Here is a 12,344-nt window from a genome sequence, read left to right on the forward strand (position 1 = left end):
CTTATCGTAACAGGATTCTAGGTAATTAGATTCAAATTCGCCAGCAAAGAAGGAAAAAGTTATTTGAGTGGCGAAATGAATCATTAATAAACGAAAAGGAGGGGAGTATGTTGAGAGAGCGAAGGACCGTTTCGTTGAGTGGAAGTTTGCTGCTGACGAATGTCTGGGGATTTGATCGGTTTGAAGAAGATCATTCAAAACAAGAAGGCGATTATGTAAGGAAGATCACCAAAGAACAGGGGTTGAAGGAAACCAAATGAATCTATTCAAAGCTAAATTACGACAGGAAACTTCATAGAAGGAGCCGTGCGACATGTCCATTCGCAGCGGCTCCATTTTCATTTACATAGAATGCACGAAATAAAGAATGCTAATAGAAAAGGAGGTCATAGTCATATTAAATAGAAAAAAATTGACTGGTGCTGCTTTACTTACAACTTGCTTGCTTCTCATTCCGATGACGTCTGTCAAGCAATTTGGTAGGTCGGCAAGGGCTGAAGATCATCAGACTTTAACAGAGCAAATACATACGATTGTTAACAATAAGCGATTAAAAGGTGCAATTGCTGGCGTTAGTGTTCGATCAGCTATAACGGGAGAACTTCTTTTCGATCATCATGGCGATACAAGACTAACTCCTGCCTCTAATATGAAACTACTCACAGCAGCTGCGGCTCTTGAAACACTCGGTTCAGATTATAGATTCAAAACAGTAGTCTTTGCAGATCATCGCAATGGAGAAATCATTAGTGGAAATCTTTATATAAAGGGAAGTGGTGATCCAACATTACTTCCCAAAGACTTTGATGCATTAGCAAATCAATTGAAACTTTTAGGGATTACCCAGGTAGATGGAGATCTAATCGGCGATGAGTCATGGTATGATAGTGAGTATTTATCAGAGGATATGATTTGGAGTGATGAGGATCAATACTATGGTGCTCAAATTTCTGCGCTTACAGCATCTCCAAATCAAGACTATGACGCTGGTACAATTATGATTGAGGTATCACCTGGAAGTGGTGAAGGATTGTTGAGCAGTGTTAAGTTAACACCTGAAACGGATACAATATCCATTATCAACAATGGAATGACCGTGAATGAAAATGAAGATGCTGAGATTGAGATTCACCGAAAGCATGGTACGAATATAATCGTTGTTGATGGAACAATTTCCAAAAATGCTTCCCGAGAAAAAGCTTGGGTGGCAGTTTGGAATCCAGCAAGCTATGCATTAAATCTTTTTGCCCAATCATTGAAGAAGCACGGTATTGAAATAAAGGGAGAAGAAAGGTTAGGTAAAACTTCTGATCAAGCCATTCCCTTAGCTGAAAAGAAATCCATGCCTCTTTCAGACTTACTCATTCCGTTTATGAAACTTAGTAACAACGGCCATGCAGAAGTTCTTGTGAAAGAAATGGGAAAAGTAGTGAAGGAAGAAGGTAGTTTTCAGGCAGGTTTAGAAGTAATTCGGTCAGTTTTACGAAATGAAGGTCTTCATACAGATGACATGTGCTTGCGAGATGGGTCAGGAATTTCACAGATAACTCTCATTCAACCTAATCAACTTTCATTACTTCTTTATCGAATTCAAGAAAAGCCGTGGTTTGATTTATATTTGAACTCTCTTCCTATTGCGGGCGAACCTGAACGATTGGTTGGAGGAACGCTTCGGAATCGATTAAGCAACACAGTAGCAGAAGGGGTCATTTACGCGAAAACAGGCTCATTAATCGGTGTAACGTCTTTGTCTGGTTATGTTCGAACTGAACATCCTCTTATATTTTCAGTCATTCTAAATCAGTTTATTGATGAAGAAGAAATGGGAAAGATAGAAGACCAAATTGCGGTTGTACTTGCTAATTATAAAGAAGCAAACAAACGAAAAGGCTGAATCATAGCCTTTTCGTTTGTTTGCAACCGTCGAAATAGATACACTTTAGTTTGATTACTTTGGTAAAGGCTATGTTAGCTCTTATTGTTGATTTCTCAATTTTTGGCTCATTCGAGTGAAACCTTAGTTTCACTCGCCTTTCAGCTCTGCTGAAAGGTTGTCCTGTGGTGACCAATCGTCTGAGCAAATGAATTTGCTCGAAGCGATTGGTCACCACAGGGCGTAAATGGGCCAAAAATCAACACTGCTCGCTAACATAGCCTTGGTAAAAGGGGGGATAGTCCAATGTGGAAACTTATTTATCAGTATCTTTTATTTGCATGTGTCATTTTGTCTGTTTCAACAATTTGGTATGAATCCCCTTTTCAAAAGGCAATCCTTATTGGGACCTGGGTTGTCTTTTTTGTAGATTACATGGTCTTTCTTTATCTATCTAAAGATCGGTTTCAATATATTAAAAAGCATCCTTTTGATCTTATTGCTTTAATTCCACTTGACTCTATCTTTCAAAGTGCAAAATTAGCTAGACTTTATCGGCTCTGGCGAATTAAGACGATTACGAAACGATTCAGTAATCCTATCATTGGAAAAGCGATGGGAATGTCGCCTCAAACATGGTTTCTCACAAGCTTTGTTTTTGTGATTGTTTCAACATTTCCCTTTTACTTCTATGAGCCTGTTGTGGATTCATTCCAAGATGCTGCGATTTGGTCATTTGGCTCGCTCCTATTTGTCGGTCGTTTTTCAGTTGAACCAACATCTTTTGTAAGTAAAATCGTCATTGTCGTTCTGACGATTGTAGGAATTCTACTACACGCATTAATTGTTCGAACGGCGCTTCATTATGTGGATCGAATAAGAAAAAGTTGGTCATCCAAAAAAGATGACCAGTCAGAAGAAGCCTAGTAGAACCATTTAACGATAAAGAAGGTTAGAATGGAAAGCGTCAATGATACAATTGTAATAATTGCGATAGGTTTTAATGCTTTATTTTTCAAATCTTTGATACTTACACTCAGCCCTAGTCCAACCATAGCAGCGGTTAGACACCATGTTGTGACTTCCGTAACGGCCGTCATAGCAGTTTCTGAAAATGGAACAATTGGGCCAAGGATATAAGTACCTGCAAGACTCATCAAAATGAATCCTACTAGGAACCATGGGAATGGAACCTGCTGCTTGCTTCCTATATTTTTCTTTTTCACAATGTACATAAATAAAAAACAAACTGGAACGAGTAAGAAAACTCTTCCAAGCTTTGCAAGAAGTCCCATAGCTAGTGCGGTCTCTCCCCCTGGAGCTGCGGCTAACGCAACGTGGGCTACTTCATGTAGTGAAATACCAGACCAAATGCCATATTCGGAAGGTGTTAAGGGAAGAAATGGACGAACGATTGTATAACCTACCGAGAAAATCGTTCCAAATAAAGCAATGATTCCGACTCCGATCGCAGTATCTTCTTCCTTCGCTTCAACGATGGGCGCTACGGCAGCAATCGCAGCAGCTCCGCATATTCCAGTTCCTGCACCTACTAACAAAGTAATCGAACGGTTTGCATTCATTGCTTTAGAAAGCCATACAGAAGATAGTAAGGCAAAAGCAATCACAGCAGCACCAAGAAGTAGAATTGGCAAGCCATCTTGTAATATCAAGCTAACATTCAGTTTTATTCCATATAAGATAATGGCAAATCGAAGTAATTTCTTAGAAGAGAATGTGATTCCTGCTCTAAGCCATTCAGGGTAACCCGCAATTTGTCTGTAGATGATTGAAATAAATATGGCAGAAGCGAGTTGTCCGGTCAATTTAAAGCCAGGAACCATTGCTAGATAATAGCCCAGTAATGCAATGAAAAATGTAAACGCGATTCCTAGCATCCATCGTATACCAGGCGTTAGTGTTTGTTGTTGTCTGATTATATTGATCATGATTCTGCCTCCGTTTCTCTTCTTATAGTTTACCTAGTTGTTTGCTATAAGTGAAATAATTAAATATAATTCATATCATAAGTAATTAGTTATAGTGAGGTGGATTAAATGGATCAACCATTAACTGTTTTTGTAACGGTTGTTGAGAAACGAAATTTTTCTAGAGCTGCTGAAGAGCTTCATATGACGCAGCCTGCCGTAAGTCAATATATCAAAAATCTTGAAGAGTCATTAGGAACGAAACTATTGGAACGAAGCAATCGTTCAGTAGAAATGAATAAAGCAGGCGAAATCGTCTATCATCATGCAAAAGAACTGTTAAATTTATACTCAAAAATGAACTATTTGCTTGATGATTTAAGTAATCGTGCAAGTGGGAAAATAACAATCGGTGCAAGTTATACATATGGAGAATATGTATTACCACATGTTATTGCTAAAATACGAAAGAACTATCCTCTCATTACACCGTCCATTACAATAGGTAACTCTAGAGAAATTGGTGATCTAGTTTATTCACATCAATTAGACGTTGGAATTATTGAAGGAGACTATCCTGCTCGGGATATGAAAATAGAAGATTTCACAGAAGATGAAATGGTCATTGTAGCTTCACCCTCTCATGTACAGGTAGCAAATGGATCTATGCTTGAGAACGAAATGTGGATTGTCAGAGAAGGGGGATCAGGAACGAGAGAAGCTACAGAGAAAATGTGGAAACATCTAGAGATCACACCAGGTAATACAATGGCGTTCGGAAGCACTCAGCTTATTAAAGAGTCTGTTGAAGCTGGAATTGGTATTAGTTTTCTTTCAAGGTGGACGATTCGAAAGGAATTAGAGCTTGGAACTTTAGTCGTTCTCGCCATTCCGAATTTTACATACAAACGAACTTTCTCAATCCTCATGCGTTCTCCTTTCCAGACTAAAGTCCTTGAATTGTTCCTAGAGCATTTGCACGACCATCATCTTGACTAAAAGTTCAGTAGAGAGTTCGAGTTATGCGTGATATAGTATAGGAATTGAAAAAAGACAAGTTGTCTCTTTAAGGAGCACTCCTAAGTAATAAAGGAAGCGATTAATTATGAAAGAACTAATACAAGAATGGCAAATGGCATTACGTGCTGAAATTGCACATCTGAAGAAATATGGAAGTAGACCATACAAAATTGTAAATGGACAAATATTATCTTCTAAAGATGACTTCCGCTATTACTTTGACGCCGTTATGCCTATTCAGATTCCAACCGGCTCAAAGGTGCGAATTGAGATGGGAGATGTAAAGCGTGAGGGGAGAATACTCTCTTCAGAAGGTAAGAATATCATTCTTTCCTTAGAAGGTGGGTTTGGTGACCTTATAGGTGAAGCGGATCTTTATCACGACCCATGGGAGCTACTCGACGAACTACATGAACGGTTAGAGGAAATTAAGAAAAGCAAACGCAGGTTAGCAAGAGTTAAAAATATGATGAATCCACCAGAAATTACGAAGCATCCGGAAGGAAAAGCGAAAAGTAAACTACATGAGTTAATTCTCAGATCCAAATATAACCCGGTTACGTTTGTATGGGGACCACCTGGAACAGGTAAGACTCATAATCTCGCAAGAGCGGCAGCTAACCATTTCTTTAGAGGTAATAAAGTACTGGTTTTATCTCACAGCAATCAGGCTGTCGATGTCTTGATGCGTGAGACGGCTGCATTCATTCAAACGAGAGAGAAGTTTGAAGAAGGTAAAATCATGAGATACGGTTTGCAGCGAGATGTGCCATCAGAACTACCGCTTTATACCGATCAGCTTTTAAGGACAAAACACCCAGAACTAGCTGAAGAGAAAGAAAACTTAATGACAGAACGTAAGAAACTGAAAGAAGATCTAACGAAATCTTTTAACAACAGAGATTCCGATCAACTACTTAAGCTTGAAGCGAAACTAGGAAATATACTCGAACAGATTCGTAGAAAAGAGTCTCAGTTTGTAAAGGAAGCGTCCATTATAGGCACAACGCTTGCAAAAGCTGCAATCGATGAAACGATCTATCGAAAACGAGTCGATGTTGTGATTATTGATGAAGCGAGTATGGCATATGTTCCCCAAGCCGCGTTTGCAGCATCTCTTGGAAAACGAGTTGTCATATGTGGGGATTTTAAGCAGTTACCACCGATTGCTACTGCACGACATCCTCTTGTATCAAAATGGCTTCGTGAAGATGTTTTTCATTGCAGTGGTATAGTCGATACTGTCCAAGAAGGAAAACTGCATCCTCAACTTTTCTTGCTTAATGAACAAAGGAGGATGCATCCGCTTATCTCAGCTTTTACAAATGATAAAATCTATCACTCTCTTGTAAAAGATCATCCCAAAACAACTGAAATGAGGAGAGCTATTGCAGAACGCTCTCCTTTTCATGGACGTGCCTCTACTCTTATCGATACAAGTCATACTGGTCAATTCTGCATTACAGGACATTCATCCAAATCACGCATGAACATGTGGCAACTTCTTGTATCATTTCAAGCTATTTATGAATCATTACTTGGGGGAATGACATCTATCGGCTACGTCACTCCTTATCGTGCTCAGGCTAAGATGATGAGTTTATTATTTGAAGACTTACTGCAAGAGCATCAACAAGCCGATATTCTTTCAGCAACCGTCCACCGGTTTCAAGGTAGTGAACGAGATATGATGGTGTTTGATACAGTAGATGGTGAACCACAAAATCGCCCAGGCATGCTCCTAGTTGGACAGAATAGCGCACGTCTTATTAATGTTGCTATGACAAGAACAAAGGGTAAATTTATTCATGTAACCAACGTCGACTACATTAAGAAGAATATATCTCGATTTAAAACGTTACATCAATTAGTGGATCATCAATTAGAACAAGATGAACAAATTACACCATCTCAAATTGGGAAGTGGGTCAAAAACCAGCATCCCCGTTTGCGTTGGAGTCATGCAATGAAGACAGACTCCGTTTTTGATGATATTAAGAAGGCAAGCGAAATTATACTCGCTCTACCGAACGACTCTTCTTTAACAGAAGAATGGGAAAGTCAAATCAAAGCAGCAAAAGGAAAGCTAACAATTGTCTCACCCACTCCTTTAAGTTCATTTCCACTAGCAAAACAAGTGGAGGAGGCGATTCCATTTCCATTTATAGCAATTAATCATAATGTCCTCTGGTTAGGCGTACCCTTTGAAGCTATGAAAGGTACTCTCCCACCGGCCGTTTCAATAAGACTTCAATCTTCACTCGTAACAGGTGAGTTTATAAATCAAGTCGTACCTCATCAATAAGCGCTGTGACCTCTTCCTTGCTTTGAAATTAGACGATTAGTATGATAGATATGAGTATTGAATGTGAGATTCAGATTACGTGATGGGAAAGCTGGTGTTTTATGAGTATACAGAAACTTGAGCATGTAGGAGTACATGTAAGAAATATCGAGGCTTCGAAAGGATTTTATCAGGGTATTCTGGGTCTTGAATTACTTGATGAATTTAATCATCCTGATGGTGATAAGCAGCTTGCATTTCTAGGCTTAGATGGTCAAATTATCCTAGAATTGATTGAAGGCTATAACGCTGATTTACCTGTCGAAGGAAAAGTTCATCATATAGCTTTTACTGTTTCAGATATTGAAGAAGAGCGGACAAGAATTCGAAATCTTGGCGTGACCTTTATTGATGAAGGAATTAATGAACTTCCAAATGGAGCAAAATATTTATTTTTCGCTGGTCCAGACGGTGAGTGGATTGAGTTCTTTCAATCTCCTAAATCACAATAATAAAGTAATAATTAATAGAAGCGACCTTCACTCTCAGAAGGTCGTTTCTTACGTTTCATGAGCAGGAAATCACATGAAATTATAAGAGTAGTGTAAGATTAGTATGGATAAAACGTGAAGGAAAGAAGGAATAAGCATGCAAGGTCATCAGAACTTGTCGAAAGAGAAAATATGGACACGTGATTTTATTTTCATTTGCATCTCCAATTTTTTTATTTTTGCTGGTTTCCAAATGACTCTACCTACATTACCATTGTTTGTGAATGAACTTGGCGGAAGCGATCAGCTCATTGGATTCGTCGTGGGTATATTTACTCTTTCGGCACTGTTAATTCGTCCATGGAGTGGACATGTTCTCGAATCTTTAGGCAGAAGAGTAGTATTCTTAATCGGTCTATTGGTTTTCGTTATTTCTGTTGGTTCCTATGCTTTTACTGGAAGTCTAATTCTATTATTTCTAATGCGAATCGTACAAGGTCTTGGTTGGGGGATGTCTACTACCGCAGTAGGTACGATTGCTACTGACCTTATCCCTCAAAAGCGCAGGGGAGAAGGAATGGGATACTTCGGGTTAGCTGGTAATTTAGCAATGGCATTTGGACCTGCACTAGGACTGTTAATTATTGCTGTTTTTGATTTCACATCAATGTTTTTAATTGCGGCAGCTGCCGGTTTCATTTCATTTGTTATAGCAGCATTTATAAGGTATAAACCTGCAAATAAGACACCCGTTCAGAAAAAGAAATGGGATGTATTTGAAAAATCTGCATTAATGCCGTCGCTTTTGCTCTTCTTTATAACAATGGTGTTTGGTGGAATTGCCACCTTTCTACCACTTTATGCTGAACAGCTTGGTATAGATGGAATTGAATGGTACTTTGTAGTATTTGCACTATCATTAATGGCAGTTCGAGCTTTCGCAGGAAGAATTTATGACAGGAAAGGGCATAAAGCCATTTTTCTACCAGGAGCTTTACTAATTCTAGCTGCAATGATTGACCTAACTTTGCTGTCAAATCAGTTTATGTTGTTACTTGCGGCATTTCTGTTTGGTGTTGGTTTCGGCTCAGTACAACCTGCTCTTCAAGCATGGGCAGTTAATGAAGCCCCTTTGAATCGAAAAGGAATGGCTAACGCTACATTTTTCTCAGCGTTTGATTTAGGAGTCGGCCTCGGGGCAATGTTTTTTGGATTGATTGCTTCTAAGTTTGGCTATGCTGATATCTATCTAACAGCAGGAGTATCGGTCATAATCTCCATGATTATTTATGTTATCTATTTAAAACGAAGCTCAACAGTGCAGAAGCATAGTGAAGCAGTACAATGGAAATAGAATGAAAAAGCATAGCGCAATATTGTTTAGTAGTTTAATTATAGGTGCAAGACATTTGCACCTATATTGAACTGCTCATTTTTGTATTGTAGTCGTTTTACGTTTGAGGAAAGGTTACATTTATCGACTTGCTGGAATAATCATTTCTTTATTCACCTCATTTAAGTCACGGCAACCTGATAACCCCATCGTTAGATCAAAGTCTGCAAGAAGATTGGTCATAACTTGTCTCACTCCCGTTTCACCAGCAACAGCTAGTCCATACATACAAGGTCTTCCAATGAGGACCGCTTTGGCTCCAAGAGCAAGTGCTTTGAATATATCAGCTCCACGACGAATGCCACTGTCCATTAGAATGGGAATACGGTTTTGGGTTGCTTCAACTATGGCTGGTAAAGCATCAAGAGCAGCGATAGCGCCATCAACCTGTCGACCTCCATGATTTGATACGATGATGGCATCAACACCATATTTTAAAGCGAGCTTTGCGTCTTCCGGGTGAAGAATCCCTTTTAAAATGATTGGTAGTGATGTATAGGTCTTCAGCTCGGCAAGATCTTCCCATGTTAATCCTGCATGGCCAAATATTCGAGTCCAATGCATAATGGCTCCCATTGAATCTTCTTCAGGTGGAACCTTGAGCCCTGCACGAAAAGCCGGATCAGTCAGGTAATTTCCAATTCCTTCACCAATCAGAAATGGTAAGTACACATTTTTAAGATCAAATTCCCTCCATGCCATCATCGGTGTGTCGAGTGTAACAACTATAGCGGTATATCCAGCGTTTTCAGCACGCTCCACAAAGCTTTTTGCTATAGAAGGATCACTGCTCCAATAAAGTTGAAACCACTTAGGTGCTTCTCCCATTACTTGCGCAATTTCTTCCATTGAATGAGTAGAAGCTGAGCTTGCAATGTACGGCACTCCAATTGATGCAGCAGCTTTTGCCGTAGCGAGTTCTCCATCATTATGAATAATAGATTGTACACCAATCGGAGCTACCATAAGAGGGGAAGGAAGCATGTTACCAAATAACCCTAGTTTTAAATTTCGATCTTCCACATTTCTAAAGACACGAGGCATGATATGCCAGCGCTTAAATGCTTCTCTATTCGCTTGAACGGTATCTTCACCACCAGAACCACCTGCAACATAATCGTAAGGGCCATCTTCTAAAACTTCTCGAGCTCGCTTTTCCCATTCCTCAAATCGCGTCGGAAGGCGGTTTGGATCTGGGGAATGCATTTGTTTATAGATATTAAATTGGACTTCATTTCCGATATTTGACATAGATCATACTCCTTTGTTTTTTACTGATTAAAGGAGTCTTCTTTATTGTTTCATTAATTCCTTTAATCAAGTTTCATCGAAATAAAAGCAAGAAAAAAGGACTAATTAAAAACAGGGATTAAGCAGGACTTTCTCATCATGTTTAGAAATAAGTAGGATAGATGAATTAGCTAGAAACCATTGGGGGACAATCATGAAGCTCAACATCATACATACTAACGATATCCATAGTCATTTTGAGACCTTTTCAAGAGCCACATCTTTAATGAGACACTATTCAGATGAGCACACATTACTTTTTGATGGAGGAGACTTTGCTGATTTTAAAAGTATAGAACTTCAGGGTACGAGGGGATTAGCAGCAGTCAAAATGCTCGAATCCGCTGGGTATAAAGCTTTAACGATTGGAAATAATGAATTGTTTAATGGGAATGAAACGTTAGAGCATATGGCAGTGAATTCTACAGTGCCTTTTATTAGTTGTAATTTGCTTAAAGCAAATGGAGATTCATTTGAAGGTGTTAGAAGCAGTATCATACTAAATAAAAACGGCTTGCGTATCTTACTAACAGGCGCTTCTCCAGATCTACAAGAATTCAATGATTTAATGGGCTTTCAAATTAATGATTACAAGGAGTCAATACGAAAAGAAATCACGAAACACCAAAATCAATATGACATATGCATTGTATTGAATCATATTGGAACGGAAGCAGATATTGAATTAGCAGAAGCAATTGAGGAAATTGACTTAATTCTTTCAGCTCACGACCATGTTCTTTATGAAGAAGCGAAAGTAGTAAACGGAACGATCATAAATTCAGCTGGGATGTACGGAGAACATGTGGGTATCGTTGAAATGGAATACAGAAATGGCTCCTTAGAGCTACTAGCCTCATCCACGATTTCAACTTCAAAAGCTACAGAAGACGAAGAAATTGTAGGTATTCTAGCATCAAGTAAAGCAGAAGCGATTGCTAATTTAAGCGAGCCACTATACCATATCACTACCACGCTTTGGGATGATGTATTAGAAGAGAATCCACTAACTAATTTAATTGCAGATGGGTTAAAAGATCGCTTTCAGTGTGAGATTGGAATTATTAATAGTGGCATTGCAAATGGTGGCATAGTTAATTTTGTATCCAATAAGAAATTGATTGAAATTTGCCCATCACCTTTAAATCCAACTTATTTTGAAATTCAAGGTAAGCATCTTAAGAATGCTCTAGAAAGTTCACTTGATAGTTCAGTATGTATGGCGGATGGTAGGGGACCTGGTTTTAGAGGTAAATACGCAGGAAGACTTCATGTTTCCGGGATAGAAGTTAACCACAATGGGACTGGAATTACCTCTCTTACAGTAAACGGACAGTTACTTGATGAAGAAAGGTGGTACCGAGTAGCTTCATCAGATTATTTACTAAGAGGATCTGGTTACCCTGACCTCGCACATAATCGAAACTTTTCATATCAGCCTGACGAAATAAAAGATGTGATACGAGAATACGCAGAAAAAGATCGATTTGTAACGAATGCTTTTAAAAACCGTTGGGTCCTAGAAAAATCAGCTGTGTGCAATAATCATCTGTAGAAATAGTATCATCTCGATCACAGACAGATGCCAATTCTGTCTGTGATATTTAGTTTACATAATAATAATATATTTAATTATATCATTTTAACGAAACAAGGGAGTGATCTATTGATTCATCACATTGAGTTGTATGTTTCAGATCTTAAAAAGAGTAGTTTATTCTGGGGTTGGTTATTAGAAGAACTTGGGTACATACCGTTCCAAAAATGGGATGAGGGAAGGAGTTGGAAGTGGAAAGATAGTTACATTGTATTCGTGCAGGTAGAAGAGTCTTTTGTAGATCATGGTTATCATCGAAAAAGAATAGGGCTAAACCATCTCGCTTTTCACGCCAAGTCTAGAGAACATGTTGATTATCTGTTTAATCAACTGGAGACTATGGGTATAAACATTCTTTATAGGGATAAATACCCCTTTGCAGGTGGGAAAGGTCATTACGCTCTTTATTTTGAAGACCCGGATCGAATTAAGGTTGAAGTTGTTGCAGTTACCCATTCATAAATCACA

Annotated in this window: 11 protein-coding genes; 9 read left to right on the forward strand and 2 right to left on the reverse strand. The window is 38.7% G+C overall.

The genetic code is table 11. The annotated features are described in order from the left end of the window. Positions 1-107 precede the first annotated feature (107 nt). From JI666_RS03145 to JI666_RS03155, 3 genes are all read left to right on the forward strand, one after another. Positions 108-260 (forward strand): hypothetical protein, encoded by a 153-nt coding sequence (locus JI666_RS03145; protein WP_206888822.1) that lies wholly within the window; start codon positions 108-110, stop codon positions 258-260. Between the two features lie 197 nt (positions 261-457). Then, on the forward strand, positions 458-1,894 hold the full coding sequence (gene dacB / locus JI666_RS03150; RefSeq protein ID WP_524535769.1) for a D-alanyl-D-alanine carboxypeptidase/D-alanyl-D-alanine endopeptidase: 1,437 nt from the start codon (positions 458-460) through the stop codon (positions 1,892-1,894). Positions 1,895-2,179: 285 nt separating this feature from the next. Beyond that, a complete protein-coding gene (locus JI666_RS03155) occupies positions 2,180-2,800 on the forward strand; it encodes a hypothetical protein (protein ID WP_206888825.1) in 621 nt (206 codons plus the stop codon). Here JI666_RS03155 and JI666_RS03160 read toward each other — a convergent pair. Continuing rightward, positions 2,797-3,822 (reverse strand): YeiH family protein, encoded by a 1,026-nt coding sequence (locus JI666_RS03160; RefSeq protein WP_206888828.1) that lies wholly within the window; start codon positions 3,820-3,822, stop codon positions 2,797-2,799. The two genes, JI666_RS03155 and JI666_RS03160, sit on opposite strands and share 4 nt — an antisense overlap. 108 nt (positions 3,823-3,930) lie before the next feature. Between JI666_RS03160 and JI666_RS03165 the strand changes: the two genes are divergently transcribed. The 4 genes from JI666_RS03165 to JI666_RS03180 all read left to right on the forward strand — a co-directional run bounded on the left by JI666_RS03165 (position 3,931) and on the right by JI666_RS03180 (position 8,950). Continuing rightward, a complete protein-coding gene (locus JI666_RS03165; protein ID WP_206888830.1) occupies positions 3,931-4,800 on the forward strand; it encodes a LysR family transcriptional regulator in 870 nt (289 codons plus the stop codon). 106 nt (positions 4,801-4,906) lie between these two features. Next, positions 4,907-7,126, forward strand: coding sequence for a DEAD/DEAH box helicase (locus tag JI666_RS03170; protein WP_206888832.1), 2,220 nt, complete (start codon positions 4,907-4,909; stop codon positions 7,124-7,126). A 101-nt stretch (positions 7,127-7,227) separates the two neighbouring features. Beyond that, complete coding sequence (locus tag JI666_RS03175) at positions 7,228-7,617, forward strand: VOC family protein (RefSeq protein WP_206888833.1); 390 nt, start codon at positions 7,228-7,230, stop codon at positions 7,615-7,617. A 136-nt stretch (positions 7,618-7,753) separates the two neighbouring features. Then, the gene (locus JI666_RS03180) at positions 7,754-8,950 is read left to right on the forward strand and encodes an MFS transporter (RefSeq protein WP_206888835.1); all 1,197 of its coding nucleotides are present in this window, start codon (positions 7,754-7,756) and stop codon (positions 8,948-8,950) included. Positions 8,951-9,070: 120 nt separating this feature from the next. On the opposite strand, the gene JI666_RS03185 is transcribed toward JI666_RS03180, so the two are convergent. Next, positions 9,071-10,240: a lactate 2-monooxygenase gene (locus JI666_RS03185; RefSeq protein ID WP_206888837.1), complete on the reverse strand. Its 1,170-nt coding sequence runs from the start codon at positions 10,238-10,240 to the stop codon at positions 9,071-9,073. Between the two features lie 193 nt (positions 10,241-10,433). Here JI666_RS03185 and JI666_RS03190 point away from each other — a divergent pair, with 193 nt between their 5' ends. Continuing rightward, a complete protein-coding gene (locus tag JI666_RS03190) occupies positions 10,434-11,834 on the forward strand; it encodes a bifunctional metallophosphatase/5'-nucleotidase (RefSeq protein ID WP_206888839.1) in 1,401 nt (466 codons plus the stop codon). Positions 11,835-11,945: 111 nt separating this feature from the next. Then, a complete protein-coding gene (locus JI666_RS03195) occupies positions 11,946-12,338 on the forward strand; it encodes a VOC family protein (RefSeq protein ID WP_286170543.1) in 393 nt (130 codons plus the stop codon). The last annotated feature ends 6 nt before the right edge of the window (positions 12,339-12,344 follow it).

It is taken from the genome of Bacillus sp. NTK071, from assembly GCF_017303315.1.
GTDB lineage: Bacteria > Bacillota > Bacilli > Bacillales > Guptibacillaceae > Guptibacillus.